This is a genomic window from Hungatella sp., from assembly GCF_046966825.1.
In genome coordinates, this window is record NZ_JBKVCZ010000084.1 from 1 (window position 1) to 16,264 (window position 16,264).

Annotated in this window: 14 protein-coding genes and 1 pseudogene; 2 read left to right on the plus strand and 13 right to left on the minus strand. The window is 53.1% G+C overall.

The features are described from left to right. The 7 genes and pseudogenes from ACLTD4_RS21965 to ACLTD4_RS21995 form a co-directional block, all read right to left on the minus strand. Window positions 1-207, minus strand: a pseudogene (locus ACLTD4_RS21965) (DNA-binding protein WhiA); the annotation flags it as partial. Between the two features lie 6 nt (window positions 208-213). Beyond that, entirely contained in the window at window positions 214-1,092 is an 879-nt protein-coding gene (gene rapZ, locus ACLTD4_RS21970) for an RNase adapter RapZ (protein WP_110321081.1), read from the minus strand. A 21-nt stretch (window positions 1,093-1,113) separates the two neighbouring features. Continuing rightward, entirely contained in the window at window positions 1,114-2,028 is a 915-nt protein-coding gene (gene murB / locus ACLTD4_RS21975; protein WP_117624290.1) for a UDP-N-acetylmuramate dehydrogenase, read from the minus strand. An 8-nt stretch (window positions 2,029-2,036) separates the two neighbouring features. Then, complete coding sequence (gene hprK, locus ACLTD4_RS21980) at window positions 2,037-2,969, minus strand: HPr(Ser) kinase/phosphatase (RefSeq protein WP_002600625.1); 933 nt, start codon at window positions 2,967-2,969, stop codon at window positions 2,037-2,039. Between the two features lie 88 nt (window positions 2,970-3,057). After that, window positions 3,058-4,935 (minus strand): excinuclease ABC subunit UvrC, encoded by a 1,878-nt coding sequence (gene uvrC / locus ACLTD4_RS21985; protein ID WP_117624289.1) that lies wholly within the window; start codon window positions 4,933-4,935, stop codon window positions 3,058-3,060. A 7-nt stretch (window positions 4,936-4,942) separates the two neighbouring features. After that, complete coding sequence (locus ACLTD4_RS21990; RefSeq protein WP_117624288.1) at window positions 4,943-5,497, minus strand: DUF1653 domain-containing protein; 555 nt, start codon at window positions 5,495-5,497, stop codon at window positions 4,943-4,945. A gap of 44 nt (window positions 5,498-5,541) precedes the next feature. After that, entirely contained in the window at window positions 5,542-7,074 is a 1,533-nt protein-coding gene (locus tag ACLTD4_RS21995) for a putative glycoside hydrolase (RefSeq protein ID WP_117624287.1), read from the minus strand. A 210-nt stretch (window positions 7,075-7,284) separates the two neighbouring features. On the opposite strand from ACLTD4_RS21995, the gene ACLTD4_RS22000 reads away from it, so the two are divergent. Both ACLTD4_RS22000 and ACLTD4_RS22005 read left to right on the plus strand, forming a co-directional pair. Further along, the gene (locus ACLTD4_RS22000; RefSeq protein ID WP_025529691.1) at window positions 7,285-7,485 is read left to right on the plus strand and encodes a helix-turn-helix transcriptional regulator; all 201 of its coding nucleotides are present in this window, start codon (window positions 7,285-7,287) and stop codon (window positions 7,483-7,485) included. Then, entirely contained in the window at window positions 7,482-7,943 is a 462-nt protein-coding gene (locus tag ACLTD4_RS22005) for a DUF6773 family protein (RefSeq protein WP_117624286.1), read from the plus strand. Before ACLTD4_RS22000 ends, ACLTD4_RS22005 begins: the two co-directional genes overlap by 4 nt. Before the next feature lie 75 nt (window positions 7,944-8,018). On the opposite strand, the gene ACLTD4_RS22010 is transcribed toward ACLTD4_RS22005, so the two are convergent. The 6 genes from ACLTD4_RS22010 to ACLTD4_RS22035 all read right to left on the minus strand — a co-directional run bounded on the left by ACLTD4_RS22010 (window position 8,019) and on the right by ACLTD4_RS22035 (window position 16,258). Next, complete coding sequence (locus ACLTD4_RS22010) at window positions 8,019-10,103, minus strand: sodium-translocating pyrophosphatase (protein ID WP_117624285.1); 2,085 nt, start codon at window positions 10,101-10,103, stop codon at window positions 8,019-8,021. Window positions 10,104-10,315: 212 nt separating this feature from the next. Beyond that, a complete protein-coding gene (gene map / locus ACLTD4_RS22015; protein WP_002600632.1) occupies window positions 10,316-11,188 on the minus strand; it encodes a type I methionyl aminopeptidase in 873 nt (290 codons plus the stop codon). A 68-nt stretch (window positions 11,189-11,256) separates the two neighbouring features. Continuing rightward, window positions 11,257-12,471 carry an efflux RND transporter periplasmic adaptor subunit gene (locus ACLTD4_RS22020; protein ID WP_055657463.1) on the minus strand — a complete coding sequence of 405 codons (1,215 nt, stop codon included), beginning with the start codon at window positions 12,469-12,471 and terminating at the stop codon, window positions 11,257-11,259. Window positions 12,472-12,480: 9 nt separating this feature from the next. Next, window positions 12,481-14,829 carry an ABC transporter permease gene (locus tag ACLTD4_RS22025; protein WP_412331562.1) on the minus strand — a complete coding sequence of 783 codons (2,349 nt, stop codon included), beginning with the start codon at window positions 14,827-14,829 and terminating at the stop codon, window positions 12,481-12,483. Between the two features lie 18 nt (window positions 14,830-14,847). Further along, complete coding sequence (locus tag ACLTD4_RS22030; protein ID WP_412331563.1) at window positions 14,848-15,561, minus strand: ABC transporter ATP-binding protein; 714 nt, start codon at window positions 15,559-15,561, stop codon at window positions 14,848-14,850. A 1-nt stretch (window position 15,562) separates the two neighbouring features. Beyond that, window positions 15,563-16,258 carry a TetR/AcrR family transcriptional regulator gene (locus ACLTD4_RS22035; protein ID WP_055657457.1) on the minus strand — a complete coding sequence of 232 codons (696 nt, stop codon included), beginning with the start codon at window positions 16,256-16,258 and terminating at the stop codon, window positions 15,563-15,565. Between the last annotated feature and the right edge of the window lie 6 nt (window positions 16,259-16,264).

Below are 16,264 nucleotides of genomic sequence, written 5' to 3' on the forward strand. Positions count from 1 at the left end.
TATATTAAATGTTTTTTTCAATAATGTAAAGTACTTTCTTGCAACTGCCACATTTTCCGTGTGGATTTTAATGGCATAATGGTCCTCTTCCGAGATTATGATCTTTCCACAAAGGCTGATGATCGCTGCAATTTCGGCAATCTGGCAGTGCCTCGCCGGGCTTAACTGCCTGGAAAGTTCGTCTTTTACTTTGGAGGAAAATGACATGGCAGCTCATTCCTTTTTTCTTTTATTATCCTTATCAATGTCACGGTGCTCGATCTTTAAGCCAAATTCCCCGTGGGCTTTCAGCTTCCCGTAGACCGCCTTCGCGATGGTCACCGAGCGGTGCTTCCCTCCGGTACATCCAATCGCAATGACCAGCTGGTTCTTTCCCTCCAATACGTAGCCCGGAATCAGAAATTCCAGCATATCGTAAAGTTTATCCAGGAAAATGGCCGCTGTCCCATTCTGCATCACGTAGTCCCGCACTTCCCTGTCCTCGCCTGTCTTCGGACGCAGTTCGTCCACATAATACGGATTCGGAAGGAATCTGACGTCAAAGACGAGATCGGCATCAGAAGGAATTCCGTATTTGAAGCCAAAGGACAGAATCGTGATGTACAGATTCTTATAGCTTTCATTTGCCATAAAGATCTTTTCCAGCTCTGCCTTCAGTTCCTTTGTCAGCAGCTTGCTGGTATCTATGATATAATCCGCCTCTTCCTTTAAAAATGCCAGTTTGAGGCGTTCCTTCTCGATACCGCTGTCAATCCGGCCCTCTCCCGCAAGGGGATGGATCCGTCTCGACTCCTTATACCGCTTAATCAGTGTCTCACTGCCTGCATCCAGGAAGAGGATCTCATACGGGACCCTGCTCCTGGACCATTCATCAAAGATCCGGTTAAGTGCAGACAGTTCATCCCCGCTGCGGATATCGATCCCCAGCGCGGCATCCTTAATACCGCCCTGATTGCTCAGGGTCAGCTCGGCAAATTTTTCCACCAGAGGAATAGGAAGGTTATCCACACAGTAGAACCCCATGTCCTCCAGCATCTTCAGCGCACTTGTCTTACCGGCGCCTGACATGCCTGTCACAATTACCAGTCTCACAAAAAGTCTCCTCTACGCCGTTTAAAATCGTCCCAGCGTCTTTACTTCCATCTCCAGTTCCACTCCGGAATGTTCTTTTACTCTTCTCTTCACATCCTGGCAGAGCGTCATAATATCCGAAGCCGTGGCATGGTCTCTGTTAATCACAAAACCGCAGTGTTTCCCGGAAACCTCCGCGCCGCCCACACGGTATCCTGCAAGGCCCGCCTCTTCGATCAGTTTCCCGGCAAAATTGCCGGCCGGCCGCTTAAATGTGCTCCCGGCACTGGGAAACTCCAAAGGCTGCCTGCTCTTTCGCCTGCCTGCCAGATCATCCATATACGCCTTGATCTCATCCTTGTCGCCTGGCTTTAAGCGATACCGCGCTTCCAGCACAATATAATGGTTAGCAGGAATGCAGCTGGTCCGGTAGCCCAGCTCCAGCTCCGGCAGAGAGAGTACCTTTTCCTCGCCTTCCATGGTCATAACCCGGACTGATTCCAGGATCTCCTTCGTTTCGGAACCGTAGGCGCCCGCATTCATCACGACGGCTCCGCCCACCGTACCAGGGATTCCGGCTGCAAATTCAAAGCCTGTGAGCCCGGCCTCCAATGCCGCCTTCCCCACCCGGGAAAGGGATGCTCCCGCACCAGCCGCGATCTCACACCGGTCACTGTCCACACGGCATCCGGAAAATCCGGCTGTCATGGATATGACCACACCATCGAAACCGCCGTCTCCCACAAGCAGATTGCTTCCATTTCCGAGAATGCAGTACGGTACCTCTTCTCTCCGGCACAGCCGGATCACTTCTCCCAGTTCGCGCGCGTCCGCCGGACTTACGTAGTAGGCCGCGGGACCGCCGACGCGAAAGGTCGTGTGTCTGCTCATTTTCTCTTCCGTCTTCACATGGCTGCTATCTGACAATTCCAGCAGTTTCTCATAAAACATCGTCATGAAACACCTCAATCATCCTGTTTTCTTGACAGGTTTGCCTGGACGCGGTTGTATAATTCCTGTGCCGCGTTGTACCCCATCTTCTTCTGTCTGTAGTTGACAGCCGCCGACTCCACGATGATGGCGAGATTCCGTCCCGGACGGACAGGAATGGAATGGCAGACCACACGGTTTCCCAGGAACTCCGTATACTGGTCTTCCAGTCCCAGTCTGTCGTACTCTTTATCCTTATCCCAGTCCTCCAGCTTGATCACCATGTCGATGGCCTGGGTGTCCTTTACGCTCTCCACACCGAACAGCGTCTTCACATCGATAATACCGATACCTCTCAGCTCGATAAAATGTCTTGTAATTTCCGGAGCGCTTCCGATCAGAGTCTCATCGCTGACCTTTCTGATCTCCACTACGTCATCCGTTACGAGACGATGGCCCCTCTTTATGAGCTCCAGAGCCGCCTCACTCTTACCGATTCCGCTCTCGCCCATAATCAGGACGCCTTCGCCGAATACGTCCACTAAAACGCCATGGATGCTGATGCATGGAGCCAGTTTTACCTTCAGCCACCGGATGATCTCCGCCATCAGATCGGAGGTCGTCTGCTCCGAAACAAGGCAGGGCACGCCGTAATGGTCGCACAGTGCGATCATATCCTCATCAGGATCCTGGTTTCTCGAATAAACCAGACACGGAATCTGACTGGACAGAAGCTTGTCATACATCTCCACCTTGCGGTCATGTTCCATCTGTCGGATATACTCCTGCTCCACATAGCCGATAATCTGGACCCTCTCATTATCGAAATGGTCAAAAAAACCCGCCAGCTGCAGCGCCGGACGATTGACATCCGGATGGCTCAGCACGATTTTCTCCGCATCGATCTCCGGTGTCATGTTCCGGAGGTTCATTTTTTCAATTAACTCTGTAATCGCAACTCCATGCATGGTCTCATGCTCCTTTTCCATCTGTTTTTCTCATACTAACACAGATTTCGTGTTTTGAAAAGAGATAAGGGGAGGAAATTCCTCAATTCTAATGAAAGAAGTCATAGACGCTCTGAGCCGATTTGGCATTCATGCCCGGTGTGGCCGTCAGGGACTCTATGGACGCTTCTTTTATGGCTTCGATATCCTTGAAATAACGCATCAGCGCCTTGCGGCGGGTAGGGCCAATGTCGGGAATATCGTCCAGGATGGAATGGACCTGGCCTTTGCTGCGGAGGCTGCGGTGGTATTCGATGGCAAAGCGGTGGGCCTCATCCTGGACACGGGTGATCAGCTTAAAGCCTTCGGAACGCTTGTCGATGGGAATCTCCACATTGTTGTAGTATAAACCGCGCGTTCTGTGGTTGTCGTCCTTTACCATGCCGCAGACAGGGATGGAAAGCTTCAGCTCATCGAGTACCTCCAGGGCGATATTGACCTGGCCGCGGCCGCCGTCCATCATGAGTAAGTCCGGGAATTTTGTGAAGCTGCCGAACTCCTCGTCCACGCCCTTCTCCTTTAAAGAAGCGGCTTCATCGAGACCGTGAGAAAAGCGGCGCGTCAGGACCTCACGCATGGAGGCGTAATCGTTGGCGCCTTTGACCCATTTGATCTTGAATTTGCGGTAATCGTTCCGCTTGGGCTTACCATCCTCATAAACAATCATGGAGCCTACCGATTCGAAACCGCTGATATTGGAAATATCGAAGGCCTCGATCCTGTGGACACCGGTTATGCCGAGCCAGCCGCAGACCTCGTTCATGGCGCCGATGGTCCGCAGCTCCTCGCGTTTGATCTTCTCTTTGTCCTGGGAAAGAACCAGGGCCGCGTTGCGTTCCGCAAGCTCTACCAGGCGCTCCTTCTCCCCCTTCTGAGGGACGACAAGCTTCACCTTCTGGCCGCGTTTGGCGCTGAGCCACTCTCTGATGATCTCGCTGTCCTCAAGCTCTGTCTGAACCCAAAGCTCCCTTGGGACGAACGGCGTGCCGGCGTAAAACTGCTTGACGAAGCTGGTCAGGATCTGCCTGTCATCCTCTGCCGTGGCAATGGTAACGTGGTAATGCTCCCGGCCGATCAGACGGCCTTCCCTTACGAAGAAGACCTGGACTACCGCGTCCTTGTCGTCCTTCGCCATGGCGATGATATCGCGGTCCTCCATACTGCTGCTGGTGATCTTCTGTTTCTGGGCCACCGCCCTGACGCTGGTCAGCAAATCCCGGTATTCGATGGCTTTTTCGAAATCCATCTCGTCCGACGCCGTCTGCATCTTTTCCTCCAGCATGGAGATGACCGGATCGTATTTGCCGCCCAGAAAATCAAGGGCCTGACTGATGGCCCTTCCGTACTCTTCTTTATTAATGTATCCCTGGCAGGGCGCCGAGCACTGCTTGATGTGGTAATTTAAGCAGGGGCGGTCCTTGCCGATATCCTTCGGCAGATTGCGGTTGCAGGTACGGATCTTGTACAGCTTATGGATCAGATCAATCGTATCCTTAACCGCTCCTGCGCTGGTGTATGGCCCAAAATACTTACTTTTGTCCTTTTTCATGTCCCTGGAAAATAATACCCGGGGGAAATCCTCGTAGACCGTCACCTTGATATACGGATACGTCTTGTCGTCCTTTAACATCGTATTGTATCTGGGACGATGTTCCTTGATTAAGTTGCACTCCAGAACCAGGGCTTCCAGCTCCGAATCCGTTATGATATACTCGAACCTGGCGATCCGGGAAACCATCTGCTCAATCTTTGACGTCTTATTCCTGCTGCTCTGGAAATACTGCCGGACCCTGTTCTTTAAGCTGATGGCCTTTCCCACATAGATGATCTCATCCCTTTTATCGTGCATGATGTAGACCCCAGGCTGGGCAGGCAGTTTCTTTAGTTCTTCTTCTATATTAAATCCATTGTATCCGGATTGCTCCACGTATTTGTCACCTCAGTCTCGCTCCATCGTATTTCGCCTGCATCTCCAGATAATTGACGGCGGCGCGGTACATGCCTTCCCGTGTACCCGTTCCGCTTCCGATATCCAGGGATTCGCAGACAGCCGCAAGCTCCTCCTCGGAAAATATCTCACGGCGTTCTTTTAAAACTTCCAGCTTTTCATAATACGTCTCTGCGTCTAAAAAAGCAAGAAGAATTTTACTGGAAACAGCTGTTTCTTTTTCGGCTTCCTGCGATGCGACGCCTTCGGCTTCCTCAGTCTCCGTCCATGCCGCATGTTCCACGCTCGTTTCTCCTGCCGCCTCTTCTTTAAGTTCGACCCGCTCAAACCGGTATTTCTGCTTCACCTCCGGATATTTCTCATGGTCCACTTCGCTGATGAACATGGACAGCGGCCGCACATACGTCCCAAATGTGCCGTACAGCGCCTGGTAAACCACCATCTTCTCTCCTGTCTCGGAATGTTCGGCTACGGTGATGATCTGATACAGCTTATTCTTAAAATGCCTGTAACATTCTCCTGGTTTTGGTATTCTGTCCATATGCGTTTCCTTTCCTGATTTTCTGTCATGTGCGCAGTACCGCGCTATTCTCCTGCCCCGCCTGTCGTGACGATCACAACATTGGGCTTGCTTCTCTTCTCTCCCTGCGCCGTTGTCTCCGGCTGGGCGGAAGCGGCCCGATCCGTGGCCTCTGTTTCCGGGTCTTCGCTGGTCTGCAGTTCTTCACTGGCGGATGTCTCATCCACCACCGGCGCCTCTGTCTCCTCCATCGAGGTTTCTTCAGAAGGCTGTCCCTCCTGCGGAAGCGTCTCCTCCGGTGCCGGCGCCGTTTCCGGCTTTGCTGCTTCTGTCGGCGGCGCTGCCGTCGTTTCCGGAGGCAGAGCCGCTCTCGATTCGGCAATCTTCTGATCCTCCTGGCTGGCTTCTTCCGGCGAGAGAAGGCCATCCCACGTATATTTGTTGGATGCGCTCCAAAGGATCCATTCATCGTATCCGGCGTCATAGACAGCCTGAATCTGGGCCCTCACCTCGGCGGGGCCGTATTTGATGTAATGCTGTAAATAGGAAGCGGTGAAATCCTGGAGCCACGGGCGCACGATGGCATGGTCCTCCCCTGCCGCCGTCACAATGGCCAGATCCTGCTTCGATTTCATCAATGCCGCATGGATCGTATCGTAGGGCTGGGTATCCGGATGCTCGATTCCGAAATTACCATCGCCGTAATGGGACGGATAAATCATCGGGCAGATATAGTCTAAATGCCTGGCCATATCATTATACACCTGGCCCACCGCATCCGCGTCAATCTTACTTCCTATAATGGTGCCGAAAACATCGGCCGAAACGAAGATGCCCTCCGCCGACAGCTTGTCATAGGCATACGTAATAAACTCCGTGATGATGTCCGTCTTGGAGCGTCCCTTCGTATCCGCCTCGTCAAATGCGACCTGCTTCATGGTGCTGTCCGTGGCAAACCGGATATAATCAAACTGTATCTCGTCAAACCCGACCTTCGCCGCCTGCGTGCCCACTTCCACCAGATAGTCCCAGACCTCCTGGCGGTAGGGATTGACCCAGGCCAGCCCCTTATTGTCGCGGTGAAGGCTGCCATCCGCGTTCTTTAAGCTCCACTCCGGCTTCTTCTCAGCCAGATAAGGATCGCGGAAAGCCACGACCCGGGCGATGGTATAGATGCCCCGGGCCTTTAAATCCGCCATGAGCGCTCCGATATCCCGGATATACCGCTCCGATGCGCCGATCTCATTGACAGTAGGCGCATCATCCATGGAAAATGTAATTCTTCCGTCGTCGTTCTTCACATCGATGACCACCGCGTTAATCTCCGTCTGGTCGATCTTGTCAAGAATTGCCTGAAAGCCTTCTGATCCAGCCATATATCCGGAAATGTAGACGCCCTTCACGCGAACCCGTTCCTTCTGCGGTTCTGCCGGTTCTGTCTCCTGCTGGACTTCCAGCGTCTCCTCCGTGGTTTCTCCGCTCATACTCTCTTTTTCTGTTGTCTCATCCGTTTCCGGCAAGTCGGATACCTGCTTATATTTGCTGCATCCAGTCACCGCCAGCGTACAGACAAGCGCTGCCAAAAGCCATTTTTTCATAATTATTCCCGTTCACTTTCCTGATGGTTTTATGGTATTCTCCTGTAACATTTATTTAATATTTTACCACATTTTGTAAAATTTACAAACGTGTTTTCGTTTTGACGTTTTAATCATTCATTTTGTAAATTATATTTGACATATAGTCTTTTTTAGTGTACTATGTAGGTATGAAACGAGTATAACGCAGGAACTGGAGGTGGATTTTTATTGAAGAACAAACGGATGAAAATTGCCCGTGTGGAACACGATTTATCACAGGAGCAGTTAGGGGAACGGGTTGGCGTCACGCGGCAGACCATCAGCATGATCGAATCCGGGAACTATAACCCGACACTGAATCTCTGTATCGCAATCTGTAAAGAACTGAACAGGACACTGGACGAATTATTTTGGGAGGTATCAGAATGAAATCACTGTTTAAGAAACGAATCGTAGATGAACGAATGGAACTTCAAAGTCTCAGGAATGCCAGAAAGAGCTGGAATTTTCTTCTCCTTGCAACCGGCTTCTGCCTTTTGGCGGAACTTCACTTACTCCGATGGGAGCTGAAATACATAGTACCGCAGGCTGTCGTCGTCCTTGCCGCGTCTGTTTATAATTTATTTCTGGATGCCAGAGACGGCAACATTTATACTGCGGAAAATGCGAATCGCAAAAAACTGTTTCTGCTCTACGCCATCAGCTCCCTGGCAGCGTCATTGATTATCGCCTACAGCTTTTACGTCCGCTATTCCCTTGCGACAGCAGTCATCTCTTTCCTACTTTTGTTCTTTTTCATGTTTGGGCTTATGTATATAGTGGATTCTCTTTGCTTCCGTATCGGGAAAAAAAGAGCGTTCAAGGACTACGAAGAGGAAGAAGAGTAACCCGGCATACAGAAGGAGAAGGCAGACGCCTTCTCCTTCTATTTCATAACCGCTCCTCCACCGCCGTTCCAAAAGCTACAGCAGATGCACCGCCACAATCAATCCTGCAAATACAATAGAGACCATGGAGGTAAGTTTAATCAGAATATTAATGGATGGCCCCGACGTATCCTTAAACGGATCGCCGACCGTATCTCCCACGACCGCGGCCTTATGCTGGTCGCTTCCTTTTCCACCGTGGGCTCCGCTCTCGATATATTTCTTTGCATTATCCCATGCTCCGCCGGAGTTGGCCATCATGACCGCCAGGACGAAGCCGGTCACGGTATTGCCGGCCAGCAGGCCTGCGACACCATTTACCCCCAGCAAAAGCCCGACAACGATGGGAATGATCACTGCGATCAGAGCCGGCGCCAGCATCAGCTTCTGTGCCGATTTCGTGCACATATCCACACAGGCGGCGTAATCCGGTTCCGCCTTTCCCTCCATCAGCCCTTTGATCTCCTTAAACTGACGCCGCACCTCGACCACGATAGACTGAGCGGCCTTTCCCACCGCGTCCATGGTCAGGGCGGCGAATAAAAACGGAAGCATGCCGCCGATGAACAGGCCGATTAGGACCGTCGGATTTGTGATGGTCAGATTCAGCGCAATATCCGGATTCAGCTGTTTGACCTTGTCAATATAAGATGCAATCAGCGCCAGTGCCGTCAGCGCAGCTGAGCCGATGGCAAATCCCTTTCCGGTGGCCGCCGTCGTATTTCCCAGAGAATCCAGGGCATCCGTCCGGTTTCTGACCTCAGGAGGCATATGAGTCATCTCCGCGATTCCTCCCGCATTATCGGCGATTGGTCCATACGCGTCGGTTGCCAGCGTGATTCCCAGCGTCGAAAGCATGCCGACCGCAGAGACTCCGACACCGTAAAGTCCCATGTTAAAATCTGCGTTTCCGCCCGAACAGTAATAGCTGATCAGCACCGACACACCGACGATGATCACAGGAGCTACCGTAGAAAGCATGCCGAGAGACAGTCCGCTGATAATCACCGTAGCCGCCCCCGTCTCACTGGATGAAGCCAGATTCCTCGTCGGCCGGTACGAATCCGACGTAAAATATTCTGTGATCGCACCGATCAGAACACCGGCGACAAGACCGGACAGCACCGCCGCATAGATCCCGATGTGTTCCGGAAGCAGGAGGCGGATAATCACATAGGCCCCTGCCACCACCAGAACAGCGCTGATATACGTTCCCAGCCGCAGCGCCTTTAAAAGGTTTTTCTGTGAGGCATCTTCCTTTGTTTTTACGAAGAAGGTACCGATAATCGATGCGATGACGCCGAATGCCGCCAGCATCATGGGAACGGCGACGCCCTTCACTCCAAAACCGGCTGCAACCGCCAGCGCTGCGGTAGACACGATCGAGCCTACATACGATTCATACAAATCTGCGCCCATACCGGCCACATCACCTACGTTGTCGCCTACGTTATCCGCGATAACAGCAGGATTACGGGGATCATCCTCCGGAATACCCGCCTCTACCTTACCAACCAGATCGGCTCCCACATCGGCCGCCTTCGTAAAAATACCGCCGCCCACACGGGCAAACAGCGCCATACTGGAGGCGCCCATGCCGAAGGTCAGCATATTGGCCGTAATCTGGGCGATCCGTTCCGTCTCCGGAAGCGAATGGAACACGGTATTCAGGATAAAATACCAGATCGTCAGATCGAGAAGTCCCAGCCCCACCACGGTAAAGCCCATAACAGAGCCTGCCGAGAAAGCCACTTTGAGGCCCTTGTTCAGGCTGCGGGAAGCCCCCTCCGCCGTCCTGCAGTTTGCCATCGTCGCGGTCCGCATTCCGATAAACCCTGACAAACCGGAGAAAAAGCCGCCCGTTAAAAATGCAAACGGTGTAAAATAACTCAAAAACCCGCCAAACGCCATACACAGCAATATGATGAAAACGACAGCAAAGAAAATGCCGACGCCCAGATACTGCCGTCTTAAATAGGCGCCGGCACCTTTCCTGACCGCAGTAGAGATTTTAATCATCCCAGCGCTGCCCTCCGGCTGTCCCTTCACCCGGACAAACATACAGGCAGCATAAATCAGAGCGGCTATGGAACCAATTGCTACGACATACATAACATTCATGGTACCCCTCCTTATCATAACCATTTGTTGAAATTGTTTAGTTCCAATTTCATTATAGTTCTTTATATGGGCGAATTCAACAAATATGCATGAATTTTTTCAACACCTTAACGGACAGAAGCCCGGCAGGAAACCGGAGTGGAACTACATCTTTCCACCGCCTGCTTCCCGCCGGGCTTCTCCCTGCATACGCAGCCTGCTCAAAAAATCTCCTAATAAGTGAGCACCTCCGGCCCCTCTTCTGTTATCAGTACCGTGTACTCCCACTGTGCCGACAGACTTCCGTCTTCCGTATAGATGGTCCAGCCGTCTTCCTCGTCCTGAACCACATCGGGCCGTCCCGCATTTACCATCGGTTCAATGGTAAAGATCATGCCGGGAACCAGAAGCATATCCGTTCCCCGCTCTCCGATATGGCTGACCCACGGTTCCTCATGGAAATCATTCCCCACGCCGTGGCCGCCGATCTCACGCACTACCGTAAAACCATTTGCATAAATGTACTCGGATATGGCAGCTCCTATGTCGCCCAGATGGCCCCAGGCCCGGGCTTCCTTAAGCGCTAAGTCCACGCTCTCTTTCGTCACGCGTACCAGCTTCTCCGCCTCCGGCGACACGTTTCCGATGCAGTACATTCTGGAGGCGTCTCCGTAATAACCGTCTAAGATCGTCGTCACATCCACGTTGATGATGTCGCCCTCCTTCAGGATCCGGTTCGGATCGGGAATGCCGTGGCAGACCACCTCATTGACGGAAGTGCAGACGCTCTTCGGGTAGCCTTCAAAATTAAGGGGAGCCGGGATGCCGCCCATCTTTATCGTATTTTCATGTACCAGGGTGTTGATATCCTCTGTGCTGATGCCCGGACGTATGAAGGAATCCACCAGATCGAGGATCTTCGTATTCACCTCGCCGGCCTTTCTGATCCCCTCGATCTCCGCCGGGGTCTTGATCATGTAATGCTCCGGCACCAGATCGCCCATAATACCGTAATTTTCAATCTTTCTGTCGAACGCCAGATGGCAGTTCTTATACTTCTTTCCGCTGCCGCACCAGCAGGCGTCATTTCTTCCTAACTTTAACATCGCTAATTCCTCCATCTTCTCTACAACGTTTTATCACGTTTTCTCTCCGTTGTAAAGAGCGCTCCCGATTATTCTTTTAAGACGGCTTTTACCCGGCCGTTCTTCTCTACATTATCATTATATGGGTCGGAGGCCACGATATCCCCATCTTCCAGTCCGGAAATAATTTCTACCCGGCCGCCCTCTCTTCTTCCGGTTTCCACAGGCTTTAATACCGCTTTCCCATTCTGTATGAGATAGACAGCGCTTCCATCCTCCGCCGGTATTACGGCCGCCGCAGGTACGGAAAAGACCTCCGGGGCGATCATGACATGAAAGGATACATCCGCCGTCTGGCCCGCTCCCGCGTGCTCCGGAAGTGCCGCAGGCTTTAACTCTACGGTACACCGGTTCTCCTCCAGGCCGATGGAAGACATCTGTTTCTCGGCAGTCTTCGCGATGAAGCTCACCTCGGCTTCCCCCTCGCTCCCGTCGGCGTAAATGACTTTCGCCTTAAGCCCGGGTGTCAACGCGGCCGCATCCTCCGACAGAACGGAGGCGGAAAGCTTCATGCTGTCCGGGCGGTAGATTTTCACCACCGGCTGGTTGGGCGACAGATAGGCGCCTTCCTCCGTGTATACCTCCCACAGGACGCCGTCGTAGGGCATCTTTACCGCACCGGGATTCACGGTGTCGTCGAGAAGGGCCAGCTGCCTTTCGAAGGAAGCAATCTGCTCCTGGGAATGCGCCTTCTGCTCCTCGGAATTATCTTCCTTCGCCTGCGTGTATTTCTGGTAAGTCAGATCCAGCTGGGTCTTTAAGGTATCCAGGTCCGACTGGGCTATGAAGCCGCCCTGCTGCGCCAGCACCACCCCGTTGTCGTAATTCTTCTTCGCAAGGCGGTATTCGCTTTCCGCCGCCTTAAGGGCTGCCGCTGCCGAACCATTGGAACCGTAGAGACGGTCGTACTCCTGGCGGGCCGCGCTTAACTGCTGCTTAAACTGCTCTCTCTGAATGTCCAGCGTCGTCTGGGAGGTGGTATCCGTCTTTAAAAGGATCTCCCCCTCCTTTACCTCCATTCCCGGCAAATACGGAATTTCCGAGACATTGCCCGCGGTAACGGAATTAAGCACCATGCCTGATACGGGAAGTATGGAGGCCGAAACGGTAAACTGACTCTCCAGGTTTCCTTTTACCGCCTGCTCTGCGGAAGCTTCCACGGGTTTTAAGAGCACCGCCGCATACGCGCCGATACTGATCACGGCTATGGCCGCAAGAAATATCCATTTCACTTTTCTTTTCATCCTGCACCTCTATTCCCGTTCCCGCAGAAGGTCTGCCGGAACTATTTTTTTCAGTTTTCGAAGCATCATCATGGAGCTGAACCCGACAGAGACGGCGGTCAGCCCAAGGGCCTGCAGCAGCGCCTTTCCGTCGATAAAGCTGGGGATTGTATACATATCCGAAGCCATAGAGACCGAGATCAGCTGGCTGGCTCCCATGGACATGGGAATTCCGATGAGCACCGCGCCCGCGGCCAGCAGCCACTGTCCCGTGGAGATCACATCGAGACACTCCTTACTCTTTAATCCCAGCATCATCAGGGTGGACAGCTCCCGCTTCAGTTCCTCGAAGCTGATCAGGGAACTGATATAGATGACCGCAAAGCTGATGATAACGCCCAGCATGGACATGGAGGCCATGATGGCGCTCATGCTCCCCATCATGGACCGGTACTGGGAGAGTCTGTCCTGACGGCTCTGGATTCCGGACACAGCGGCCGCATCCTCGAGACGCTCCCGCAGCTCCTCCTGAACCGTGATTGGGGCCTTCAGTAGAACGGTCGTGCACACATTGCGGTAATCGCTGATCCTGCCGGCGCCGGCGAAGGACATATAGGCGGAGCTCCCCATATACTGGGCGATCGTGTCCGTCACTGTGACGCGGCTGATCCGCTCCTTGGGATAGGGAACCTTCACCTCTATGGTACTCCCCTTCTTCACGCCCATGACGTTCGCCATGTGCTCCGATATCACGATGCCCTCTTCCTCCGGATATACCCTGCTTCCATCCTCGCAGAACAGTCTGGTCAGTGATGCTTCCGTGATACCGCCTGAATCGTACAGTCTGTTTTTCCCTGCGGCCCGGCAAGGGTCTGCAAATTCCATCATCCCCTCCGCGTTTTCCACCTGCGAATGCTTTACCGCCTCCAGGGCATCCTCTAAAAGGACCGGCTGCTCAAACTGAACCATGATGTCCTGTCTCTGGGTCTTCTCCCAGTAATCGAAGATAAAGACGTCAAACAGGGAGTTCATGGACACCAGGGTAGCCGTAATCATATAGGCAAAGGCGATGCCGGCCACCGACATGGCCGTCCGCCGTCTGTTTCTGGAAAGGCTTCGTAGCGCCATGACGCCAGGAACCGTAAAAAGGTTTAAAAACCCCGGTATCCGCTCCAGAAATGACTGTCTGGCCGACTTGGGTGACGGCGGCCGCAGCGCCTGGGCGGGCTTCATCTTCCCGATCACACCGGCGATAATCCAGGAGGTGCCGGAGCAGAATATCCCCGCCAGCAGGATACCTTCCAGCAGATAGGACACAGAAAGCGGAGCCGTCACATCCGGCAGGTTAAAGTATACCCGGTAAAAGCCCGCCATGGGATCCGCCAGAGCATACCCCAGAAGCCCGCCGAACAGCCCGCCGAGCAAACCGGTCACCGCTCCGAAGCCCATGTAATGGAGCCTTATTTTCCTCAATGGGATTCCAATCGCCATCAGGGTTCCGATCTGGGTCCGCTGCTGCTCCACCATACGGCTCTGCGTGATATAGAGAATCACTCCCGCCACGGTCAGGAATAGAAACGGCACCACGCCGGACATTTTCTCCAGCTGCTTGATCTCCTCGTCAACCATGGAGACGGCCAGCTGGTCCTCCCGGGCATAATGGGATATGAGACCGTAGGGCGTAAGCGCCTGTTCGATCCGGTCCTTCACGGCCTCCCAGTCGCTGCCGGGCTCCAGCTTAAACAAAAAGCTGTTACCATGGCCTTCCTGGCCGAACAGCTGGGCCATGGTCCGATATGAGGTAAATGCCGCGTCGTACACGGCCGGGCTGGGATACAGCTCGTTCATATTGCGGATCATGTAGATATTTTCCGGCGTCAGGCCGATTCCCGTGATCTCCATGGGGACCCGCTTACCTTCCACAATAATCTCCACCGTGTCTCCCGGATTTAAATTCCTGGCCTTTGCGATGCCGTCGCCGATCACGATCTCCTTTTTTCCCTCTTCCGGCAGCGTACCGCGGGATAAGACCGGACGGTTCATCTCGCCCTCCGACCAGGATACGAGATGGAGCTCCACATCCTCTTCGTATCCGTATACCCTCGTGTCCTTCACGAGCCGGGCCTGCACCGTGTCGATGCCGGGAATCCTCTTTAAGATTCCTGCCTCGGAGACGGGGGAATCGGTTACCTCTGCAAAGCCGTCGCAGAATTCGGACTGGGAAAAGAACATATCCCGGGATTCGGCCAGATTGTCGTAGCACAGCTCCAGCACCGTAAAACCGCAGAAACCAATGGCAACGATCAGGATGCACAGTATGTAAGCCGTCATGGATCTCTTCATGTCGCGAATCATTTTTCGAATTAAAAGTTTCGTCATATCCGTCCCTTTCCGCCGCTACCAGTCCAGTTCTTCCGCCTGGCATGGATGCTCATTGACCGTGATACGCTCCAGTCTTCCGTCCTTCATGTGGAAGACGCGGTCCGCCACACGGGCCATCTCCGCGTTGTGGGTGATGGTCATGACAGGACATTTTAAGCTTCTGCCCACCTCCAGGAGAAGCTTTACGATGGCCACGCTGTTTTTGCTGTCCAGCGCCCCCGTCGGCTCATCGCACAGAAGAAGGTCCGGCTTTTTTACAATGGCCCTGGCGATGGAGACCCGCTGCTGTTCTCCGCCTGACAGCTGGGCCTGAAAGTGTCTCTCTCTTCCGCCCAGCCCCACCATGGCGAGCACCTCCTTCGGGTCCATGTGCTCCTTCACAATACTGGCCGCCAGTTCCACATTTTCTACGGCATTTAAGGAAGGGATGAGATTGAAAAACTGAAATACGAAGCCTACGACATCCTTCCTGTAGTCGGAGAGCTGATCCGCCGTATATCCCGTCAATTCTCTGTCCTTGTACCAGATCTCACCGCCTGTGGGCTTATCCATCCCGCCTACGATATTTAGAAGGGTACTCTTCCCGGAGCCGGAGGGCCCCAGTACCACGATAAATTCTCCCTGTTCCACCTCGAAGGTGACATCCTTTAAGGCGTCCACCGCCACGCCCTCCCCTTCATACCGGACGGAGAGATGATCCGCTCTGATTACCGGTTTTCCTGCTGCCATTCTATGCCTCCGTTTTCTGATATTCTTCTTTATAAGCGATCTGCTTCAGCCATTTTTCCCAGACATAGAACTTTTCCATGATTTCCTTCATGGAAATGGACGCGTTGGATTTCCGCCTGTCATGCAGGTATCCCTCCGTCATCCAGACCAGCATCTCGTAGATTTCCATCGGTGGAACATCCGGCTTAAACTTGCTGTAGTCCACATTTCTGAAATACTTCCTGAAGGCAGACGAAACCGCCTCCATCGTCGCCCGGTTTAAGTCTTCCTTTACGATTCCGTCTTCAGAGTAATATCCCCGCACCATGAAATCAGCCAGATAAGGCGTCTTCTCCAGCACTTTGATCTTGGCCTCCGCCGCCATCTCCAGAAGCTCGAAAAAATCGGTGACTGTCTCCCATCTGGCTGCCTGGCCGCCGGACTCGTTTCCGCCGCTGGCGGGTTCATCCCCGCTGCCGCCTGGCCCATCTCCCATGACCTGGTTAATGATGAGACTGGCGCAGTAATCGAACAGATACAGGTACAGCGACTTTTTATTGTGAAAATAATAGAATAACAGCCCCTTGGATATCCCCGCTTTTCTCGCGATTTCGTCCGTCACCGCATGTCTGTAATCATTTTTTGAAAATACCTCCAGCCCGGCGTTGATGATCCGCAGCTGTTTTTCCTGAGGAAGCTCATAAAACTGTTCATTCATCTTCCT